Consider the following 21266-nt stretch of genomic DNA (forward strand, 5'->3'; position numbering starts at 1 on the left):
TTATTTTACTTGAAACACTTGTGCTTTGTCATTGTTTTTTGCGAGGACAACAAAATTCCCTCCTTTACCTTTTGCAATAGCCATTTTACGCACTTGACCCATCGTTTTAAATCCAGTCTTTTGCGAAGTTTTTACGGCAAATTTTCCTTTTCCAAGGCCTTGCAACATCAAACCATACGTGGCATCAAAACGCCCCCATTCAGGAAGCGAGTCAAAGAAATTACCGGCCAACAAAATATCTAACTTCCCGTCGCGGTCGAAATCACTTACTTCAATTCCTCGAATAGGTGAATATTGTGCTTGGTAGGGCAATGCTTGTAAACTAAAATTCCCTTTGCCATCATTGATTAAAAAGGCTGACTCCGTAGTTGTGATTTGGCGAAGTACCATACCGTCGCGCTGTTCATCGGAATACAATTCTTCCACGGTCTTATTGGCATAATCCTTGTACTTGATAAACTTTTGTTTGATACCTGGCGTTGCGCGCTGCAATTCCCCCTTCAAGACCATTGGATAGGTATTCCCGTCCTCAGTGACACATGAAATAAGCTGTTCAACCGTACCATTTTTATCAAAATCATTCACGGATAATGTTGCTGGAAATTCTGCGGAAGCTTTAATTTTTGAATTTAGACCAAAGTTCCCCGCAATGAAATCCATGTCCCCATCTCCGTCAATATCAGCAGGTTTCAAGCATCCCCAAAGACCTTCTGATCCAGGAACCATTTCTTGCTTAACTAATTTCCGGCCACGCTCGTTTTTGAATACCACGATTCCTCCCCAGTCTTGGGCAACAACCAAATCAGCATAGCCATCTTTGTTGACATCCGCCCATTCCGCATCAGTCACCATGCCTAACTCCACAATCTCAGGCATAAAACGTTTCGAATAGTTTTTGAAACCACCTGTGCCGTCATTTATGTACAGATTACTGCTCGGACTCATGCCATATTTCGTGGAAAGCATTCGGGAACCAACAAACAAATCCAAATCACCATCGTGATCCATATCAGCTGCTGTCACACAAGAGCCATTTTCATAGATCGTTGGGAAGCGAAGGTCGCGTTTGAAATTCCCCTTTCCATCATTTAAATACAATAAATCGTGTAATTCAGGCGCATTAATTTCGAACTCATTACTACCTGTCACGACAAATAGATCTAAATCTTTATCGCCATCTGCATCGAAGAAAATCGCGTCCGTATTTTCCGTCGTTTGATCCAGATTGAAATCAGCCTGCACACTTTCCTTAAACTGCCCACTCGCCTGTTGGACAAATAGCTGCTTTTTCTGTCCGGCAGCACCTCCCAAATACACATCATCTAAGCCATCCCCATTCACATCACCTACCGCCATGGCTGGACCTTGAGTAGATAACTTTTGCTTCAACAACACATCGCGATCCCAATCATTAAACAAACTTTCTTGGTGGGTATAATTCAATGACTTCGAAGTGACATCGGCGAAAAGGGAATTGCCAACAGGTTGCTTAAAGGTAAATTTACCTGTTGCCTTAGCATAATCGAGTGTGAGTACTTGATCCACTTGAACGGATTTAAGCACTTGCATTTGATCATCAGGCCAAATAACCTGTAAGGAATCAACTCGACCATTTTGACCTAAACCAAAAACCATTTGATGATCACTGGAAGATTGAAAACCACGGTTCGGCATTTGCTGCAACACTTTAATTTTACCTTGTTGGAACACGGTCACCTTCGCACCGATCCCATTCAAATTCCTTCCAGTTCCCTTTAAGTGAATAGTCAAAAAGTGGTTTTTCAACTTCTCGTTGGTCTTATTTTTATACACCGAAAGCGGTGCATTGACGTTATTGACAACTAAATCCAAATCACCATCATTATCTAAATCCCCATAGGCAGACCCATTCGAGAAACCTGGACCTTCTAATCCCCATGATTTAGCTTGGTTCGAGAACTTTAAATCCCCTTCATTTTTATAGGCATAATTAGGAATGGGCACCGAAGAGATCTTATCGGTAAACTCTTTATAATCGAATTTCTTTCCATTCAACATTTGTTGCATGGTGTTTCGATCTCCCAAGAAATCCACAAAATCTTGATCCGTTAAATCTTTGGCAATTCCATTGGCGACAAAAATGTCTTTTTGACCATCGTTGTCCATATCAAAAATCAATGCTCCCCATGACCAGTCGGTGGCATGTACGCCAGCCAACTGCCCTACTTCACTGAAAGTACCGTCGCCGTTATTCAACTGCAAATTGTTGCGCATGTATTGATGCCAAAAACCGCGTTTCAGCTTCAAATCCACTAAGTTATAGCCTTCAAAAATGGATGTAGTTTTCAAGCGACGGTCATCACCTGGAAGCATATCTGTTACGAAAATATCCAGGTTCCCGTCATCATTGATATCCGCGATATCTGCTCCCATCGAACTCAGGGAGATATGTGGCATTTGATTTTCTAAGTCTTCTTTAAATGTTCCATCGTGCTGATTGATGTATAAATAATCACGCTCGTAGAAATCATTTGAAATATAAATATCTGGCCAGTTGTCATTGTTGACATCGCCAATCGTAATTCCTAAACCAAAACCGATCAAGCTACCATAAATACCAGCTTTTTCGGATACATCCGTAAACTTGATGCTCTTACCGTCGGGACTGTCGTTACGAAACAACTTATCACCGCCTAGTTTGTCGCGCATGTCGCGCAAATTTGTATATCCTAATTTATCGATGGGTGTAAAGCTGTTATTCAGCAGATACATATCTAAATCACCATCACGATCATAATCGAAGAAGGCAGCATGCGTAGAAAGACCACCGTCCTCTAGCCCAGCTTCTTTGGCCATTTCCTTGTAAGTTGGAATGCCACCCTTAATTCCTTGGTTGATGTATAATTGATTTCCACGCGCATCGCGAGAACCAGAATTACACACATAAATATCCATTAATCCGTCCCCGTTGACATCTGCGAAAGTTACCCCGGTGGACCAAAATTTCTTACCAACAATACCAGCTTTAACGGTAATGTCTTCAAAATGCATCCCTCCTTTATTCAGGTAGAGTTTATTATCCTCAAAATTAGAAGTAACAAACAGGTCGGAAAGCCCATCATTATTCACATCACCGATCGCCACACCACCACCGTTGTAGAAATTACGGTAGTTGAAAATGTTAAATTCCTTTTTCTCTAAACTTCGATTCACGAAGTCGATACCTGTTTCAGATGCGGGTAATTCTTCGAAGAGCGTATCTTCTTTCGTGGAGCAAGCACAAGCAAGGATGGCAAAGCTACAAAGTAGTACAAAATGCTTCATGGAGTGTTCAACTAATGGACTGCAAAAATACGAAAAAGGCCAAGTTTAGAAAATAAAAAGGCAGAACCAATGGCTCTGCCTTTTTATTAAAATTGGGATGAATTAATACCCAGGATTTTGCTTTAACAATGGGTTAGCATCGATACGTGGTTGTGGAATTGGGAACAATTCACGTCTCTTATCTAAATTCTTCATGAACTTACGCTCTAAAGAGAATGTACCGAAACGAATCATATCGTTACGTCTCCATCCTTCCCATGCAAACTCACGACCACGCTCAGCTAAGATATCAGCTGCTGTGATTGAAGTCAATGGATCAACACCTGAACGTCTACGGATTGCGTTAACATCAGCTAATGCCTCAGCAGTTCTTCCTAAACGGAAAGCAGCTTCAGCACGCATCATGATCGCATCAGCCAAACGGAATACTACGTAGTCATTTGATTGATCCCCGTTCGGGTTGTTCTTTTGGATCTCATATTTTTGAGAACGGATACCAGCAACTTGGAATTCTGGATCAGCATCTGTCATTTGATCCTTATTGAAGTCAGCGATAAATGCTAATGGAGCACCTTTTGCATCTTTCAATTCAGCACCAGAAGCAGCATATTGCTGTCCTTTGATCCACATAGAGTTACGTAAATCTTTTGACTCAAATGAGTTGTAGAAATCCGCTAATGTACAGAAACCGTTCCAAGGTGAGTTACCTAAACCATAAGTTGCTTGGTTCGCATAGTGTAAGGTTCTCATGTGAAAATTCATACCACCTGCTTTGAAGCTATCGTAAGGAATAGTCCAAATGTTCTCTCCAGAACCTTCATTTGCAACGATAAAGTTAGAAAGTGTAGAAGATGCTAAAGACCAACCATTCTTAGACTTGATTACTGCATCAGCAGCATCATAAGCCCCTTGCCAATCAGCTGAACCTTTGTAAACCGCAGCATTCAACTTCAATTTAGCTAACAACATACGCCCAGCATCTTGCGTCATACGTGAGTATGCTTTTCCAGTTACCAAGTTAGGGATAGCTTCAGTAAGTTCCTTCTCAATGAAAGCATAAACCTCAGCACGAGATTTAGTTCCACCCGCCGAAGCATTATCTGTTACGATAGGGACGTTTCCAAACGCATCAATTGCCATGAAGTAATAGAAAGCACGTACTGCACGTAACTCATCTACGGCTTTTTGGTTTGTCTTCACTACTGGGATCAATTGGTTAATCTGAGAGATGTTACCAAAAATGAATCCCCACATACCGTTGATAGGACCGTGTTGTGGAGTCCATGTGTGGCGAGAATACGCCAACCAGTCACCACCGTCAAACCAGTCACCACCACGTGTAGGAACGATCAACTCATCCGAAGATGCTTCACTAGGATTGAACCAATCCCACGTGATACCACGAAGACCACCATAAGCAGGTCCAAGTGCCGCAGCAATTTGAGCGTCAGTTTTTAAGAATTGATCCGCTGGGATCGCATCATAAACTGGCTCAGTTAAATCTGTACAAGACGATAGGGCCAACGAAGCGAAAACACCTACTGAAAGTACTTTATAGATATATTTTTTCATTTTATTAAATTTTTATTGATTCGATTATATAACTAATTGAATACGATTTTGTTTGATTAGAACGTAAGATTTACACCCGCAGTTAACGCACGAGTTTTGTAGTAAGTCTCACGAACATCAATACCTGGAGCAGCTGATCCAATAGCTAAGTTTTGGCTAATCTCTGGATCAACACCTGTGTAGTTTGTAAACACAGCCAAGTTGTTACCTGCTACGTAGATACGCGCACGCTTGAACACTCCCTTAACAGGAATTGTGTATCCAAATGATGCGTTGTTGATACGTAAAAAGTCTCCTGACTCAACATAGTAGTCCATTGGAATCGTACGCTCATCATTAATAATTGAAGTCGCTGCAGATTTCAAAGTACCTGATTCAGCTAAACGACCATCTTGACGACCTAACAACAAGTTGTTTGTGTTAACGATCTTAGCACCTAATTGGCTTGTCAATTGGAATTGGAAGTCAAATGCTTTGTAACGGATGTTTGTAGTCAAACCACCTACGAAAGTAGGGTTAGGATTTCCAATGTATGTACGGTCCTTAGAGTTTGGATCTACAACACCATCACCATTTAAATCTTGGAATACATAACGTCCATTTTCGATCTTAGCGATTTTAGCACCATAGAACTCTCCTACTGGACGACCTGCTTGTAATACTGAGAAGTTTACAGCTGATGTACCACGGATGAATGAACCTAAAGATGTAGGCAAGAATACCTGATCAGGAGCAGCGAATGAATCATTCTTCAATGAAACGATTTCGTTTTTGTTGAATGAAGCAGCTAACGTAGTAGCGATGTTCCAATCTTGAGTTTCTAAGATTTGGTAAGTTAATGACAACTCAACCCCTTGGTTTTTCATCGAACCGATGTTAGCCAACATAGTTGGGTATACATAACCTTTCTCTTGAGGTACGTTTACTGTGTATAACAAGTCTTTTGTTGTACGTGAGTAAAAATCCAAGCTACCAGTCAATTTACCTTTGTATAATGAGAAGTCGATACCACCACCGTAGTTTTCGTTAATCTCCCATTTCAAGTTAGGATTTGGGTTAGATTGGATTGTGTATGCTGGCAAGAAATCATTTGCACCACCATCAAAGTATGTACCTGAAGCTCCGTAGAACGACTTAGATAACAATGGACGAATACCTTCTGAGTTACCAGTTTGTCCCCAGCTAACACGCAATTTCAAGTTATCGATTGTTGAATTACCCTTCAAGAAAGCCTCTTCAGATAAAGTCCAACCAACTGAAACTGATGGGAAAATACCCCACTTGTTGTTATCTCCAAATTTCGTAGAACCGTCACGACGCACGTTAACTGTTGCGAAATATTTGTTCAATAATGAATATTGAGCACGAGCTAAGAAAGAAACCAATTTGTATTGGTTCTTGTAAGAACCCAATAAATTTGGATTAGCACGGATACCTAAACCTGCTCCTAAGTTATTTGCTTCGAAAGCATCTGTCAAGAAGTTGTTGTTTGAGGCACCAAAACCATCAGCAACTACATCTTGATATGTGTAACCAGCCAATACGTTCAATGAAGAAACATCATTCAATTTCTTTGAATATGTTAACGTAGTCTCTAATTGCTTATCAGTAACTGAGTTCAAATTACGGCTTGCCGCGTTACCACCTACTGTAGCTAATAAATTAAGCGGAGTTGATTTCGCAAAGAAAGAACCATCAGCAGTTTGCGTACGCAAAGTTCCTGATACGTTAAATACCAAACCATCTAAGATTGTATAACCAGCAGATGCATTGAATAAGAAATCGTGTAAACGTTGCTTATTAATTCTGTTTTCAACAGTTGCTAACGGGTTAAAGTTGGCAAATGTACCTGGAATTTGGAAGTAAGTTCCATCTGAATTATACACTGGATCCGTAGGACGCATGTTCATCGCAAAACCAATCGCACGGTTATCTGAAAATTGGTTATCAGTTTGTGAAGCAGACATGTTCACTTTCATGGCTAATTTACCATCTAAAGCTTTCGCATCTAAGTTCAAACGACCTGTTAAACGCTCTTTACCAGAACCTTTCAAAGTACCTGTTTGATCTAAATATCCAATAGAAGCACGGTATGATACATTTTCAGAACCTCCTGACACACCCACGTTGTGGTTTTGTGTCAAAGCAGTTTGTGTAATCACATCTAACCAATCCGTGTTAGCACCCAAGTCATCAAATTTTTGATTGAACTTAGCTGCAGCAGCACGAAACTCAGCACCATTCATTAACTGAGGACGTTGAGAGATTGTCTCAGCACCTACATAGTTTGTGTAATCAACTGTAGGAGTTCCTGACTTACCACGCTTCGTGTTAATCAAGATAACACCGTTCGCTCCACGAGATCCGTAGATCGCTGCAGAAGATGCATCACGTAATACGTCCATTGTCAAGATATCCTCTGGAGCAATGTTTTCGATTGGAGCACCAATCACACCGTCAATTACATATAAAGGCTCAGAACCTGCGTTCAATGAACCCGTACCACGTAAACGAACGGTTGGACGTGCATTTGGATCACCAGAAGCCTGTGTGATAACCAAACCTGCTACTTTACCTTGAGCAGCAGCTAATGGGTTTGTTACAACTCCGGCGTTGAAATCACGAGAACCTAAGCTAGTTACTGTTCCTGAAATTTCTTTACGCTTTTGCGTACCGTAACCTACAACCACAACTTCTTCTAAAGATTTGTTGTCAGCAGCTAAAGCAACGTTCACAACAGACTTACCGCCTACTGAAACTTCTTTAGTTGTATAACCTACAAAAGAGAATACCAAAGTCGTGTTCGACCCAGCATTAACTTTATAAGTACCATTTGCATCTGTTTGAGCACCACGCGTAGTACCTTTAACAGCTACAGAAACACCTGGGAGACCTGAGCCATCAGCAGCATCAGTGACTTTACCCGTTACTACATCTTGAGCAAACGCGCCCAAGGAAATTAACAGTGCAACAGCAACACTAAAAGCTTGTTTGAAGCCTAGGTTACTAACACTTGATCGCACAAGGCGACCCACTCTTTTGTAAGAATGAATCATAAGTGAAAAATTAAGGGTTAAAAATAATTAATGATTCTAAGCGGTTCATCTCATTCATCTTTTCGCGTTAAAATGCCTTTGCAAACGTTTACGGTTTAAGGCGAATTTCAAAACCGACACAAAAAACGAAAGAATAAATTGAATAAAAAAATGATTTAAGGTAAGTAATCGGTGAATTGCCAACTAAAAATTGTACGAAATTTAGAATTAGTTGATTTGTAGCACAGTGTAGTACAGATTCCCGAAATAATCTAATTCTGCCCCTATATTACTACATACGAATATTTTTTATCTAAAAACCGCTCAAACAGTTCAAAAACGATTGTAATTTTTCAAGAGAAAATTTTTTTCAAAAAAAATAAATAATTTTTCGGCAATAGATTACTAGCTGATTGATTAGTCATCATTGGAATAATCCTATTAGTTGGAAAAAATGGACAGTGCTAGTCTGTTGAAAATTCAAGGAAGTGGATCATACCCGCTTCCACCCCACGGATGACAAGAAGAAACACGGCGCAACATCAAACGAAATCCCTTCAAGAATCCATACTTTTCAAAAGCTTGCTTGGCGTATTCTGAGCACGTAGGCTGATATCTACAGGAATTAGGCAATAACGGCGAGAGAAATAATTGATACAACTTGATCAAAAAAATGAATAGGTATTTCATGGGATTTGGAGGTGGGCCAACAAATTAAATAAAAGATCTTCAATTCATTGATTAAAATTCTGAATTGAATTAAATTGCTACTCAATGAAGCGCTTAATCGAATACATGAATCAATTACCCAAACGCTCCAAGATCCTCGGACTTGTTGGCATTACCCTTTTCATCGGCATATTAATCCTGGCTAACTCCCATCCTTCGCAGAGCTTTTTCCACGTGAAAACGGTAACGGAAAAAAGAAATGATAGTTTGGCCAACTTATATAATCCGCAAATAGCGCAACAAAAATCCATTAAACTGGATACCTTTTTCACTAAGCTGCGCGAAAAATCAGGATTTAATGGTGCTGTATTGATTACTCAGTACGGAAAAATCATTTACAAGAAGGGCTTTGGCTATTCAAATTACTTCACCAAAAGTGCGATTAATACGCATACCCACTTTCAACTAGCTTCTGTTTCCAAACAATTTACCGCAGTTGCCATCATGCAACTCAAAGAAAAAGGACTACTGAATTATGATGATGCAATCTATAAGCACATCCCAGGTTTTCCATACGACTCTAGCTTGACCATCCGTAGTTTACTTACGCACCGTTCTGGCCTTTCCGACTACGCCTATAATATGGATAAGGTCTATGATAAAAAGATACCACTGACTAATCAAAAAGTAGTCGAGATGATGATTCGTCTTAAGCCGCACATCGACTACCGGCCGAATGCTAAATTCAGTTATAATAACACGAACTACATGTTGCTGGCCTACATCGTTGAAAAACTCAGTGGATTGGGCTTCCGAGAATACTTAAAGAAAAACATTTTTGAACCGGCTGGCATGTCGGAAAGCTTTGTATACGACCCAATGCACCCCGAGATGCTCAAAACCGCAGCGACCGGATATGTTCCTAGACGCGGGGGACCAGTCGTATCCGAGTTCAACCACCTAGATGGGGTAACCGGTGATAAAGGCATATATTCCACGGTGGAGGACCTGTATCACTGGGATATGGCTTTGAACGAAGAAAAATTAGTGAAATATACTACGTTAGAGGAAGCATTTACGCCCCAACATACCACGCCGAAAGTGTTACCCAAAAACTATGGCTTCGGATGGAGGCTAACCCAATTGGAAAACGGCGATTGGTTGACCTACCACACTGGCTGGTGGCATGGATTTAAAAACTATTACCTCCACAACCCGAAAGATAACTCGGCCATCATCATCTTGGGCAACATGGCCAATCATGCCTTAGCCAAAGTAAATATTGTACAATCTATTTTATATCCAGAAAAATCAGCCTTATTTATGAAAGGCGAACCACTTCCTTTGGAATTCACCCTTGGAGGAAACTAATTCAAACCATGAAAAAACTACTTTCTCTTTCCATGTTCTTATTCGCAAGCATAGCTGCCTGGGGACAACAATCTGCTGACGATGCCATCAAAGCTACGGTCACCAATTATTTTGAAGGCGTAACCACGGGTGACGCGGCCAAATTGAATAAAGCATTTCATGAATCAGCCATCTTACGCACATTTAATGCGGCTACGGGAAAGATTCAAGATATCCCTGTCAAAACTTTCATCAGCAAAACACCTGCTGGAGGAGTGAAAGCAAGCACTAAACTGATTTCGTATTCCTATGCCGGAGTTTCAGGATTAGCTGCAGTCGAAATGCAGTTCGACGAATTTAAGTACATCGATCTACTTTCTTTATTACAAGTCAATGACGAATGGAAAATTGTCGCACGTGTATTTAGCCGTGTTGATCTAGATACACAACTCAAAGGTTCCGCAAGCACAGCTACTAAAGCTACTGGCAAAGCGCCTGCAGCGGCTCCTGCAAAAAAGAGCACAGCGAATATCAAACCGAAAAAAGATGACGGTTGGTAATAATTAGACGTTGGACGTTAGACACTAGACGCTGGACCTCAATGTAATAAATAGACGTCGGACGTTGGACTTTAGACGCTGGACCTAAATGTAATGTCTGATGTCCAACGTCTAATGTCAAACGTCTTTTTTACCAATTGATGGGTCCTTTACCTAAGTATTTCTCTACGATAGGCTTATAATACGATTTCAATTCCTCGAAAACAGGAACTACCGGAGATTTGGTATACAAATCATATTTATTGAAATCACGAATCCATTCGAGATATTGTTCGTCTTTGGCCGTCATGAATTGACGGTAACTTCCACCCGAATGCCACGGATAAAACGAGTGATAGCGAATCATCGCCATACCCGCTTCCGGAATTTTATTTTCAGGGTGAGTTTTTAACACCTGATACAAGTACTCATCATGCCCCCAAGCCAAGTGCACATTGTCTAATCCACAACCTTCCGTATAAACACCTAAGTCGGTGTTATAGCGCGAGTCAGCCATATCTGGATTTAACGCATTAAACTCTGGATATACGCACGAATCTGGTAATTTACACCCTACGACAAATACATCCCCTACCAATCCCCACTGCTCAGCCTGACTTGTTCCATCCTCATCTGAACCAAATAAATACATCGCTTTACCCAAATCATGAATCAAACCAACCAATTGCATCCAATCCGGACGACCTTCGGCACGAAGACCTTCCGCTGATTGCAATAAATGAATGATATTTGGAAGGGTTAAATCGGGGTCAGAAACGTCAACCAAGACATTCAAGCGCTCCATCATTTCCCAGATGTCCATCGGACGCTCAAAAGTCAAGTACTTCTTTTTCATTCGAAGTACATATTCATACGTTTGACAAGAACGCATCTTACGGTAATGCTCTTTGACGGCAGCGGTGATATCCCCCTGCTCATAATTACGAAATTCAGATTTTTCTTTGGTGATGGTTTCCATCTCGTCTTGGTTTAGAGCGATGAAATTACAGAATGATTTTTAATGCTGCAAGAACGACAAGATGATCGAACTCAACAACATTAAGAAACCCAACACAAAAAAGACGGTTGGATTCAAAACCGGCAAACTAGATTCGCTCAATGAGGCTTCATACGGATTGTCACTTAAATACCGCACAGGGATTTCTTGACCAATTTCACAATGCTTCGCTAAACCCTTTTCCGCTTCCCGACGAAACTCAGCGCCATTGACATAATAAGATACAATCGGAAAATAAATTGGAAATCTGCCTGAGTGATCATCCCGCGCATACCTGCGGGAAATCTCAACGATTTTACCGTAGGTGGTTTTTGAATGAGCAATCCAAACTTTCCGCTTGTTGTATAAATAAACACCAACGCCAATCAATGCAAAAGCGATAAAGGAAAACAACACTAAAAACAGTGTCATCGATCCTTGAAAAGAACCGGTAGGCCGACCAGAAATCAATAAAATGCCAACTAAATTCATTCGTCTATTTGCGCAGACAGGGAACCCCTGCCCATAATTTTCATCAAAAGACGTACAAAAAATACTGAAAATCAAATACTTAGCATTTGCGCAAAAAGACATGCGAAGTACACAATTCAAGCACTTTTTAGTATTTTTTGCTGATTCTCGAAAAACAGGATTTCATTTTGACCCATTCGTAGAAAAAATTAGAGTATTTTCAGAAAATAGGTTTTCAAAATGAAGCACAAAGCCCGAAAAATTTATTTTTCTAAAATTTGATATTTATTTCAAATTCGTATTTTTGACCCGCAAGAAACCTATATCTATGAAACAATCGACTAAAATTCAACTCATGACGATGATGTTCCTCATGTTCTTCGGATGGGGAGCCTGGTACGGTCAAATGAGTAAATATTTGTTAAGTACCCTGCATGCTACCGGCGATCAAGTAGGGAATGCATATCTTACCTTCTCCATTGCATCTTTAGTGGCTCCATTTTTTGTAGGATTAATAGCCGACCGCTTTTTTGCCGCACAAAAAGTAATGGGCGTACTCAACATCATCGGGGGTATACTGCTCTATTTACTAAGCCAAACAACAGATCCTGAAATTTTCTTTTGGTATATACTCGCCTACACGATGTGTTTCGCGCCCAATTTAGCTTTATCCAATTCCATCGCGATGAAGCAAATGCAAAATCCAGAAAAGGAATTTGCCAATATTCGTGTTACGGGTACCGTGGCCTGGATTGTTGTGACGAATATCATCGGATTTTATGCACTTGGAGACAATGTAGCCATTTTTCAAATCGCAATGTATAGCTCATTTGCCCTAGGAATCTACTCCTTTTTCTTGCCAGATACACCTCCAAAAGCCGACAAAAATGCATCTGTCGCGCAGATTGTTGGCCTGGATGCGTTAAAGCTTTTCAAAGACCGTTCGTTCTTGATTTTCTTTATTTCATCGATATTAATCTGCATTCCACTTTCGTTCTATTACGCGATGGCGAATCCTTCATTAACGGATTCCCACATGAGTAATGTCGAAAACAAAATGTCCTTAGGACAAGCTTCCGAAGTGATTTTTATGCTATTAATCCCATTTGCATTTACCCGATTGGGAGTCAAAAAAATGCTTATCGTTGGCTTAATCGCCTGGATTATCCGTTTCGTATGTTTTGGCTACGGAGATGGCCTTTCCAGTGAGTGGATCTTATATATTGGTATTATCCTTCACGGTGTGTGCTACGATTTCTTCTTTGTCACAGGACAAATATATACCGATCAAAAGGCCGGTCCGCATATCAAAAACTCAGCGCAAGGGCTAATTACTCTAGCAACCTACGGTGTGGGGATGGGAATCGGATCGAAACTTTCGGGTATTGTGCTAGATATGTATACCACGAATGGCGTCCATGACTGGCAGTCGGTATGGATGGTACCTGCAGCCATTGCCGTACTGGTTTTGGCGCTATTTATACTTTTCTTCAACGAACGAAAGCAAGTCGCCTAGGTATTCTTAATTTTTCGAAGCATCCAAGGCACGATGGATGGGAAGAGGCGTTGTACAAGTAAGCCGAATCTCTCTAAAGCTCCGCCAACAAAAAAGTAGTTTTTGCCCTGAGAAACGGCATGAACTATTTTTTGGGCGGTGATATTTGGATCAAGTCCTTTGGCTTGATTCGGATCCATTTTCCCATATTTTTCGCCGTCTTCATTCATCGCATGCAAGGAAATTTCCGTACGGATGTAGCCTGGCATGATGGTGGAAACCTGAACTCCATGTCCATGTAATTCTGCGCGCACTGAATCGAAAAACCCAATTAAGGCATGTTTCGTGGCTCCATAAGCTGCCCGACGCGGGGTAGAAATTCGGCCTGCAACAGAGGCGATGGGTACAAAAACACCCGCATGCTGTTTTTGAAACACCGGAATAACTTGTTGGACCAAATGCACAATCGAAAAGAAATTCACTTCAAACAAACTCCGGTACACATCAAATTTAGTATCCAACACAAAAGACCGTTGGCTCACTCCAGCATTTAAAACCAGCACATCTATGCGGCCAAATGTCTGCAAAACCTGGTTGACTTGTTTGGCATGTGATGGAAGATCCACCATATCAAAGGGCAAGACCAACACGCTCCCTCCATGTGTTTCGCAAGTCTGAGCCACCCGTTGTAATTCGCTTTCTCTGCGCGCCGACAACACCAGATGTGCTCCCTGGGCAGCAAATTCATAGGCTAAAGCCTCTCCGATTCCGGAAGATGCTCCTGTGATCCAGACAATTTTGTTTTTGAATTCCATACTCCAAATATAAAAAAGTGGAGACGCGATACCTCGCGTCTAAATTAAAAAGACGCGAAGTGTCGCGTCTCTACAATTGCTCTAGCTCCCGAAAGAACTCCGCCATCGGATTGACTTCCAACAGCTGTAGTTTCTGCCACAAGCGAATCGCCTTCGTCATCAAACCACTTTCAATTAAAAAGCCGTCGTGCCCGTAAAGTGAATCAATAACTTGAAAAGAAGCACCGGGGATGTGTTTGGCTAAAAACTCCTGTTCAACGATCGGAAAAAGTGCGTCGGATTTAATCCCAATCACCAAGGTGTTCGATTTGATCTGCTTGAGTGCAGGTATAATTCCACCGCGATTACGACCAACATCCTGGGAATCCATCATTTTGGAAAGGATGTAATAGGAGTAGGCATTGAAACGCTGGGCCAACTTCTCCCCTTGGTATCGTTGATAAGATACCGCACGTAATGTTTTTTCTAAGGAATGGTCTTGCCGGGACTGGGTCACTTGATACGTTTCATAGTTACGATACGAAATCAAGGCCGTGGCCCGAGCTGCTTTCATCCCCTCAATACCTGCTTTTGGATGCGATTCGCCCCATGTCTTATCTACCTCGATCGCCATCCGCTGGGACTCATTAAACGCTACTCCCCAAGGAGAATGTACCGCATTCGTAGCCACTAAAATCAAATTCTGAATCAAATCGGGACATATAATTCCCCACTCAACGGCTTGTTGGCCACCCATCGACCCACCAATACACGTTTTAATCGTATGTATTCCTAATTCTTTGCGTAACAGTTCAAATGAGTGAACAACATCGCGAATACTTATATCTGGAAATGAATGAAAATAGGGGTTACCCGTTGATGGATCCGTAGACAATGGCCCCGTGGAACCATAATGTGAACCTAAAATATTGGCACAAACAATGAAATTATTCTCCGGGTTAAATAATTTACCGGGGCCTACCAACCCCTGCCACCAGTCGGCAACATCCTGACTTCCCGTGAATGCGTGGCAAATCCAGATCACATTATCGCCCACGGCGTTCATCTGACCCCAAGTTTGGTAAGCCAAATCGAGTTTAGCAAGCGATTCTCCGCTTTCTAATGGAAATGTATGGGGATAGTGATAGTGTCTAAATTCTGCTTGCATCATCAACGCTTTATATTTCCCTAAACAGGCATTTGCCTGGGGTAGGAATTAGCACCGGGGTCAAAATTTTGACGGGTTGCCAGAAGATCAATGAGCCTAGTCTCTCCCTTCTTCTTTATAATTCAATGCTTAACAGCGACTGAATGAGGTGACAAAGTAAATCATGAAATCAGGAAATTCCAAAATTCTCTTGATATTTGCCGCATGAAACAACTAAATCTCTTTTATGTAGGCTTCGCTGCAATTCTCTATGCGGTGCATGTAAGCCCGTGGTCACAGTTGTTACATCCCGACGTACGCATGATTTTTGTATTTTTAGTATTTCAGTCCTATTTAACTTTCAACATTGCACAAATTGGCCTAAAAGACGGAAAAGAAAAATTCGTCCAATTTCAATTGGTTAATCTTACCATACGCTTCATTTTAAGCCTTTCGTTCATTGGTTTTTTCGCCTATTCGGGCACCCCAGAAATTTACTTGTTCGTAATCAACTTTTTTGTACTCTATTTATGTAGCGCAAATTTTGAAATAATTGGCTTGCTTCGTAACTTGCGACGTTTTTAGAAAAAGGCTAACTGAAATTTAATTTTTTTATGCCCTAAAAACGGCTAATCAGCGAATTAGCTGATCATTAGAAATCAATAAAGTAAAAGCAAGAATTACGATGCCGATTAAGACTTTTTTAAAGAAAATGTATTTTTCAAATATAATCATTGGATTATTATTCAGTTTTTCAAGCTTTTCACTGCTCGCTAATGAGGAGTCTGTAACACATGATTCAACGCAAGCTCATGTGAATGTACCGGCAACTAAAGAAGCTGAATCTACCAAATTTGATCCAGGTAAATTAATCTTACATCACATTGCAGATGAGCACGAATGGCATTTCTTTACTGTGGGCCATTTCCATGCTACTTTGCCACTACCTTGTATAGTTTATACGCAATCAACGGGTCTACAAGTTTTTTCTTCGTCTAATTTCAAAAATGAGCACCACGAGGAGGTTCCTTATAATGGTTTCGTTTTGGAGCATGGTAAAATTCATGCTGAAAATGGCGAGAAGGTATATGATATTTCAATTACCAAAAACGTGGCTTCCCTATTGATATCAGCTGTTTTATTGTTGACAATCTTCATTGGAATCGGTAAAAAATACCAAGACAATCCACACAGAGCTCCTAAAGGACTTCAATCCATGTTCGAACCGATCATCATTTTCGTTCGGGATGAAATTGCAAAGAACAACATTGGCGAAAAGCATTACCGTCGATTCATGCCGTATTTATTGACGATCTTCTTCTTTATCTGGTTTAACAATATGTTGGGCTTGATTCCAGGAGGAGCAAACGTAACTGGAAATATCGCGGTAACGTTAGTATTAGCGATTATTGCTTTTATTGTCACCAACTTCAATGGTCGGTCAACCTATTGGACACACATCTTCGCGATGCCAGGTGTTCCGAAATGGATGTTAATTATCTTAACCCCGGTAGAAATTGTGGGCGTATTTATGAAACCGTTCTCGTTAATGGTTCGTTTGTTCGCAAACATCACCGCAGGTCACATCATTTTATTAAGTTTAGTATCCTTGATTTTCATTTTTGAAAATGCTGCTTTAGGACTCGCTGTAGTTCCTTTTTCACTTTTCATGAACGTAATTGAGCTAATTGTTGCCTTCATCCAAGCCTTCATCTTTACGATGTTAGTTTCGAATTATATCGGATCGGCGGTAGAAGAGCATCACCATTAATTTGTAAATTTTTTTATTATATAAACCCAAATCGTATGTCTATTTTGTCGATTTTATTAGAAGTTTCTGTAGGTCTTGGTCTTGCAGGTATTGGTGCTGGTTTAGCTGCTTTAGGAGCTGGAGTAGGTATCGGTAACATCGGTGGTTCTGCTATGGAAGCTATCGCTCGCCAACCAGAAGCTTCTGGAAAAATTCAGGGTGCGATGTTGATCGTTGCTGCCTTCGTTGAGGCGGTTGCGTTATTCGCTGCTGTAATTTGTCTATTGGTTACTTTGAAATAAGAAACCAATCGAATGAGCCCAAGGGTTAGCCTTGGATTCCTTATTCAAAACATTTAAAACGCAATTTGGAAGGCATTAGGCGCCAAATTGCGTTTTCTAAAATTGAAATACTGTAAATATTAATATACCATGGAGTTAATTACCCCAGACTTTGGACTAATCTTCTGGCAACTGCTTGTCTTTGGAATTCTATTTTTCCTTCTAGCCAAATTTGCTTGGAAACCCATCATTCAATCGTTAGCTGAGCGTGAGCAATCCATCGACGAAGCGATTAAATTGTCAGAAACAACACGTGCTGAAATGGCTGAGTTGAAAGCTGGTAATGAACAATTAATTGCTTCTGCACGTGCAGAGCGCGATGTATTGATCAAACAAGCAAAAGAAGCGTCTGATGCGATGATTGCACAAGCAAAATTAGATGCACAAACAGCTGCCAATCAAGAAATTGAAAAAGCGCGTGTTTCTTTTGAACAAGAAAAAGCAAGTGCTGTCGCAGCAATCCGCAAGGAAGCTGCAACGCTTTCGCTAGACTTAGCTGAGAAAGTGTTAAAAAGCCAATTAAAAGACAAAGCAGCTCAAGAGAAATTAGTCACTGAGTGGATGGCTGACGTTAAATTATCATAATCGAATAAACCATGTCAGAATTAATTGTAGCTCACCGGTACGCTAAATCATTGCTTGACTTCGCCATTGAAAAAAATGCCGTAGAAGCAGTAGCTAAGGATATGATTGATTTCGCAGAAACATGCGAAGGAAGTTATGAATTAGTATTAGCGCTGAAAAGCCCAATCATCAAGCATTATACGAAGCTTGCTATATTAGCGAAGCTATTTAAAGATAAATTCAACCCGGTGACATACGGTATTTTCGTAATCATTACGAATAAAAACCGCGAGAAAATTTTACCCGCAGTAGCGAAAGAATTCATCTCGATGTACACGGATTATAAAGGAATTCAAAAAGCGACCGTGACGACAGCATCTGCATTAACGGCAGAACAAAAAGTGACGGTATCGAAGATTGTCAAAGATTACACAGGTAAAGAAGTAGAATTGATCGAACAAATAGATGAAAGCCTAATTGGAGGTTTCATTTTAAAAGTTGACGACCAACAAATCGATGACTCGATTAGACGGAAGCTCAATGATCTAAAAGTTTCTTTAGCATCTTAAATTGAAAGGCCTTGGGAACAAGGCCTTTTTTTAGCTCTTCCTTATGAAAAAATTCTCACTGTTTACAGGCTCATTAATTTCTGGATTAGCGATAGCTATTGGTGCTTTTGGTGCGCATGCTTGGAAAGACTATTTACGCGAAATCAATCGCCTAGATACCTTTGAAACGGCGGCACAATACCAAATGTATGGCGGATTAACCTTATTACTTTTGGGCGTTTGGCAAATACAAGTGTCGAACCGACTGTTAAAATCGGCCGGATATTTGATCTTTACCGGTAGCTTGATTTTCCCCGGATCGCTCTATTTGATTTGTATCACGCAAAATACGTTTTGGGGAATGATTGCCCCTATTGGAGGTTTGGCCTACATCACGGGATTCTGCTTCATGGCCTACGGGACGCTGAAACAATAATTAGTGACGCATCACTAAATCGAGACTATTCCAGACAATCTCTCCCATCGTTTTGCATTGCAAGAATCGCGGATCATCGTAATGTTTCGCGAGTTCACTCTTTAATTGATCCACATTTTCCTGTGGCGCAATCTCATCTTTCGACATTACCGTCATTAAATCAGATACGCGCTGGCTTTCGGATTTAAGCCTACTGGAGATCATGGAACGCTCTTCGATTTGGTACTGCCAAACAGATTCTGGCGTCATATATTTCATCCCCAGCTCGATCAAGGCATTATTCTGCTTGAAGTACTGTGGCATGTAAACCGAGCGTTTTCCTTCAAAACACTGTTGGTCAAAGTCAATTGGCCGAATTCGATAATAAATCTCCTCAAAATCAGGATTCGTAATCACCACAAAATTGGCACTATGCATATCCCCCAATAATTGCACGAGACAACGCTCATTAAACTTGACAAATTCTTTGGCTAAACGAATCGGGGATTCTAATTCAGCCTCCAAGTCTTGCTTTAAAAATGTATCCCCTGGAATTCCAGCAATATGCTCCTCCACCAATGTATTGTCATAAGTCACGTAGTTGATGCGATTAGGCGACAAAATATGCTCAAGTTCTAAGCCATACACCCGTGAGGCATCCGCAATTTTGATGTAGAAATAATCAAAGTTGTCATTCACCCGATTCACAATACGAATCCGAAAGGGATGCGTATTTCCATAGGTACAATAATCTACTCGATCAATGACTAAGTGTTTAATCACCTCCTCATTCCCGTCTGTTTTCAAATCCGCATAGATTTGCTTGAGTGCCTCATAGACCTCCGGCTGATCCGCTGGTGAGTAAAAAACAGTTTCCCAGAGCGTATCTGCACCATTTTTATCGTAGAGTACGATAGCATTATCATAACGCAATAAATCCTGATACGATATATTCATCTCGTGCTCCCGATTGTATTTGTGCAAATACCGCCTAAGCTGATTGTTAATCCGATAAAGTATCTTCTTCTTGGAGATTAAGGCCATTATTCAACGAAGTCTAGCGATTTACCAAAGGTATCCTTCAGTTGGCTGATGGCAAATAAGGCCAAACTAAAACATAGCACGCCTACCCATGCTGCCGCATGAATAAGACCGAGCGATGGAATGAGGAATTTAAATAGCAAGCTGATGGGAATCAAGGCACCCCGAACAAAATTGGGTACCGTTGTCGTCACCGTCATGCGGATGTTGGTGCCAAATTGCTCCGACGACGCCGTCAAAAATACGGCCCAATATCCCCCAAAAAAACCCAATGCGGTTATGAGTGTATTCGCAAATACTTGTGAAACATCGGTTGCCACATACAAGAAGTACAAGGTAAGGCCCCAGGCTAACACGAGATATAAGAACACGACCTTGTTCCGACTCTTGAACCATTGGCTTAATGCGCCGCTGACAAAATCTCCTACCGAAAGCCCTATGTAACAATACATAATGGCATCTCCACCTGTGATGGCTCCTTGAATGCCAATGAGCTGCGTGATCTCGGGAGCAGAGAAAACTAAAATCCCGATGATATACCAAATGGGAAGTCCCATTAAAATACAATACACATATTTTTTAAACGTAGGCCACGATGTAAAAAGCTGAAAGAAATTTCCTTTGGATACATCGGCCTGCATGCCTGTATACATACTTGACTCAAACGTGCCCAGCCGAAGTAGCAATAAGGCGAGTCCCATGCCTCCACCGATAAAATAACAGGTACGCCACCACTCAGGATCAGCACTTAAACTGGCAACAATCGGTGCAAACACTGCACCCGCTGCCCCGACCCCAGCGATGATTAATGTACCTATTCCTCGTTTAGAGGCAGGCAAGGTTTCATTCACTAACGTAATTCCGGCACCTAACTCGCCGGCCAATCCGATACCAGCAATAAAGCGCAAAACCCAATAGGTATTTAAATCAGTCACAAAACCATTCAGCGCATTGGCTATAGAATAAAGTAAAATAGAGCCAAAAAGAACCGATTTGCGGCCTTTTTTGTCGCCGTATACCCCCCACAATATACCACCGAGCAGCATGCCACCCATTTGGACATTCATCAGGTTCAGCCCTTGGTTCAATAATTCAGCGCCCGATAAACCCAAACTTTTTAAGCTAGGATTTCGTACGACAGAAAAAAGTATGAGGTCATATACGTCAACAAAATAGCCAAGAGCGGCTACGGCAATGAGCATTTTGGCTTTCGAACTTATTTTTTCTGTTTCCAT

The 21266-nt window shown here is 41.0% G+C and carries 19 protein-coding genes and 1 riboswitch; of the genes, 9 read left to right on the forward strand and 10 right to left on the reverse strand.

All coding sequences use genetic code 11. The features are described from left to right. The 4 genes from U0R10_RS09025 to yidD all read right to left on the reverse strand — a co-directional run bounded on the left by U0R10_RS09025 (window position 1) and on the right by yidD (window position 8600). Window positions 1–3303, reverse strand: a complete 3303-nt coding sequence (locus tag U0R10_RS09025; RefSeq protein WP_377983641.1) for a VCBS repeat-containing protein — start codon at window positions 3301–3303, stop codon at window positions 1–3. A 102-nt stretch (window positions 3304–3405) separates the two neighbouring features. After that, a complete protein-coding gene (locus tag U0R10_RS09030) occupies window positions 3406–4875 on the reverse strand; it encodes a RagB/SusD family nutrient uptake outer membrane protein (RefSeq protein ID WP_377983642.1) in 1470 nt (489 codons plus the stop codon). Between the two features lie 56 nt (window positions 4876–4931). Further along, entirely contained in the window at window positions 4932–7931 is a 3000-nt protein-coding gene (locus tag U0R10_RS09035) for a SusC/RagA family TonB-linked outer membrane protein (protein WP_377983643.1), read from the reverse strand. A gap of 459 nt (window positions 7932–8390) precedes the next feature. Continuing rightward, a complete protein-coding gene (yidD, locus tag U0R10_RS09040) occupies window positions 8391–8600 on the reverse strand; it encodes a membrane protein insertion efficiency factor YidD (protein ID WP_377983644.1) in 210 nt (69 codons plus the stop codon). A gap of 84 nt (window positions 8601–8684) precedes the next feature. Between yidD and U0R10_RS09045 the strand changes: the two genes are divergently transcribed. Both U0R10_RS09045 and U0R10_RS09050 read left to right on the forward strand, forming a co-directional pair. Then, complete coding sequence (locus tag U0R10_RS09045; protein ID WP_377983645.1) at window positions 8685–9950, forward strand: serine hydrolase domain-containing protein; 1266 nt, start codon at window positions 8685–8687, stop codon at window positions 9948–9950. 8 nt (window positions 9951–9958) lie between these two features. After that, entirely contained in the window at window positions 9959–10489 is a 531-nt protein-coding gene (locus U0R10_RS09050) for a nuclear transport factor 2 family protein (protein ID WP_377983646.1), read from the forward strand. A 130-nt stretch (window positions 10490–10619) separates the two neighbouring features. On the opposite strand, the gene U0R10_RS09055 is transcribed toward U0R10_RS09050, so the two are convergent. Continuing rightward, the gene (locus U0R10_RS09055) at window positions 10620–11447 is read right to left on the reverse strand and encodes an inositol oxygenase family protein (RefSeq protein ID WP_377983647.1); all 828 of its coding nucleotides are present in this window, start codon (window positions 11445–11447) and stop codon (window positions 10620–10622) included. Between the two features lie 39 nt (window positions 11448–11486). Beyond that, entirely contained in the window at window positions 11487–11957 is a 471-nt protein-coding gene (locus U0R10_RS09060) for a DUF3592 domain-containing protein (protein WP_377983648.1), read from the reverse strand. A 307-nt stretch (window positions 11958–12264) separates the two neighbouring features. On the opposite strand from U0R10_RS09060, the gene U0R10_RS09065 reads away from it, so the two are divergent. Next, entirely contained in the window at window positions 12265–13452 is a 1188-nt protein-coding gene (locus U0R10_RS09065) for a nucleoside permease (protein ID WP_377983649.1), read from the forward strand. Here the strand turns inward: U0R10_RS09065 and U0R10_RS09070 are convergent. Together U0R10_RS09070 and U0R10_RS09075 are read right to left on the reverse strand one after the other, a co-directional pair. Beyond that, window positions 13449–14246 carry an SDR family oxidoreductase gene (locus tag U0R10_RS09070; protein WP_377983650.1) on the reverse strand — a complete coding sequence of 266 codons (798 nt, stop codon included), beginning with the start codon at window positions 14244–14246 and terminating at the stop codon, window positions 13449–13451. The genes U0R10_RS09065 and U0R10_RS09070 overlap by 4 nt on opposite strands. Before the next feature lie 70 nt (window positions 14247–14316). Then, on the reverse strand, window positions 14317–15396 hold the full coding sequence (locus U0R10_RS09075) for a homoserine O-acetyltransferase family protein (protein WP_377983651.1): 1080 nt from the start codon (window positions 15394–15396) through the stop codon (window positions 14317–14319). A 4-nt stretch (window positions 15397–15400) separates the two neighbouring features. Further along, window positions 15401–15517, reverse strand: a riboswitch (SAM riboswitch). 80 nt (window positions 15518–15597) lie between these two features. Between U0R10_RS09075 and U0R10_RS09080 the strand changes: the two genes are divergently transcribed. The 6 genes from U0R10_RS09080 to U0R10_RS09105 all read left to right on the forward strand — a co-directional run bounded on the left by U0R10_RS09080 (window position 15598) and on the right by U0R10_RS09105 (window position 19011). Beyond that, window positions 15598–15957 carry a hypothetical protein gene (locus U0R10_RS09080; RefSeq protein ID WP_377983652.1) on the forward strand — a complete coding sequence of 120 codons (360 nt, stop codon included), beginning with the start codon at window positions 15598–15600 and terminating at the stop codon, window positions 15955–15957. Window positions 15958–16084: 127 nt separating this feature from the next. Further along, on the forward strand, window positions 16085–17143 hold the full coding sequence (gene atpB, locus U0R10_RS09085) for a F0F1 ATP synthase subunit A (protein ID WP_377983653.1): 1059 nt from the start codon (window positions 16085–16087) through the stop codon (window positions 17141–17143). A gap of 35 nt (window positions 17144–17178) precedes the next feature. Next, window positions 17179–17424, forward strand: coding sequence for an ATP synthase F0 subunit C (gene atpE, locus U0R10_RS09090; RefSeq protein WP_377983654.1), 246 nt, complete (start codon window positions 17179–17181; stop codon window positions 17422–17424). Window positions 17425–17553: 129 nt separating this feature from the next. Beyond that, complete coding sequence (atpF, locus tag U0R10_RS09095; RefSeq protein WP_377983655.1) at window positions 17554–18048, forward strand: F0F1 ATP synthase subunit B; 495 nt, start codon at window positions 17554–17556, stop codon at window positions 18046–18048. A gap of 11 nt (window positions 18049–18059) precedes the next feature. Continuing rightward, window positions 18060–18596, forward strand: a complete 537-nt coding sequence (gene atpH / locus U0R10_RS09100) for an ATP synthase F1 subunit delta (protein WP_377983656.1) — start codon at window positions 18060–18062, stop codon at window positions 18594–18596. Between the two features lie 43 nt (window positions 18597–18639). Further along, a complete protein-coding gene (locus tag U0R10_RS09105) occupies window positions 18640–19011 on the forward strand; it encodes a DUF423 domain-containing protein (protein ID WP_377983657.1) in 372 nt (123 codons plus the stop codon). Here U0R10_RS09105 and U0R10_RS09110 read toward each other — a convergent pair whose 3' ends face one another. Together U0R10_RS09110 and U0R10_RS09115 are read right to left on the reverse strand one after the other, a co-directional pair. Then, a complete protein-coding gene (locus U0R10_RS09110; protein WP_377983658.1) occupies window positions 19012–20034 on the reverse strand; it encodes a hypothetical protein in 1023 nt (340 codons plus the stop codon). Next, entirely contained in the window at window positions 20034–21266 is a 1233-nt protein-coding gene (locus tag U0R10_RS09115) for an MFS transporter (RefSeq protein WP_377983659.1), read from the reverse strand. The genes U0R10_RS09110 and U0R10_RS09115 overlap by 1 nt, the downstream gene beginning before the upstream one ends.

It is taken from the genome of Aquirufa avitistagni, assembly GCF_042715545.1.
GTDB classification, from domain to species: Bacteria; Bacteroidota; Bacteroidia; order Cytophagales; family Spirosomataceae; genus Aquirufa; species Aquirufa avitistagni.

Coding starts and splice junctions, on each gene's coding strand:
- U0R10_RS09025 (WP_377983641.1), bottom strand. CDS start 3,303: ATGAAGCATTTTGTACTACTTTGTAGCTTTGCCATCCTTGCTTGTGCT.
- U0R10_RS09030 (WP_377983642.1), bottom strand. CDS start 4,875: ATGAAAAAATATATCTATAAAGTACTTTCAGTAGGTGTTTTCGCTTCG.
- U0R10_RS09035 (WP_377983643.1), bottom strand. CDS start 7,931: ATGATTCATTCTTACAAAAGAGTGGGTCGCCTTGTGCGATCAAGTGTT.
- yidD (WP_377983644.1), bottom strand. CDS start 8,600: ATGAAATACCTATTCATTTTTTTGATCAAGTTGTATCAATTATTTCTC.
- U0R10_RS09045 (WP_377983645.1), top strand. CDS start 8,685: ATGAAGCGCTTAATCGAATACATGAATCAATTACCCAAACGCTCCAAG.
- U0R10_RS09050 (WP_377983646.1), top strand. CDS start 9,959: ATGAAAAAACTACTTTCTCTTTCCATGTTCTTATTCGCAAGCATAGCT.
- U0R10_RS09055 (WP_377983647.1), bottom strand. CDS start 11,447: ATGGAAACCATCACCAAAGAAAAATCTGAATTTCGTAATTATGAGCAG.
- U0R10_RS09060 (WP_377983648.1), bottom strand. CDS start 11,957: ATGAATTTAGTTGGCATTTTATTGATTTCTGGTCGGCCTACCGGTTCT.
- U0R10_RS09065 (WP_377983649.1), top strand. CDS start 12,265: ATGAAACAATCGACTAAAATTCAACTCATGACGATGATGTTCCTCATG.
- U0R10_RS09070 (WP_377983650.1), bottom strand. CDS start 14,246: ATGGAATTCAAAAACAAAATTGTCTGGATCACAGGAGCATCTTCCGGA.
- U0R10_RS09075 (WP_377983651.1), bottom strand. CDS start 15,396: ATGATGCAAGCAGAATTTAGACACTATCACTATCCCCATACATTTCCA.
- U0R10_RS09080 (WP_377983652.1), top strand. CDS start 15,598: ATGAAACAACTAAATCTCTTTTATGTAGGCTTCGCTGCAATTCTCTAT.
- atpB (WP_377983653.1), top strand. CDS start 16,085: ATGTATTTTTCAAATATAATCATTGGATTATTATTCAGTTTTTCAAGC.
- atpE (WP_377983654.1), top strand. CDS start 17,179: ATGTCTATTTTGTCGATTTTATTAGAAGTTTCTGTAGGTCTTGGTCTT.
- atpF (WP_377983655.1), top strand. CDS start 17,554: ATGGAGTTAATTACCCCAGACTTTGGACTAATCTTCTGGCAACTGCTT.
- atpH (WP_377983656.1), top strand. CDS start 18,060: ATGTCAGAATTAATTGTAGCTCACCGGTACGCTAAATCATTGCTTGAC.
- U0R10_RS09105 (WP_377983657.1), top strand. CDS start 18,640: ATGAAAAAATTCTCACTGTTTACAGGCTCATTAATTTCTGGATTAGCG.
- U0R10_RS09110 (WP_377983658.1), bottom strand. CDS start 20,034: ATGGCCTTAATCTCCAAGAAGAAGATACTTTATCGGATTAACAATCAG.
- U0R10_RS09115 (WP_377983659.1), bottom strand. CDS start 21,266: ATGGAAACAGAAAAAATAAGTTCGAAAGCCAAAATGCTCATTGCCGTA.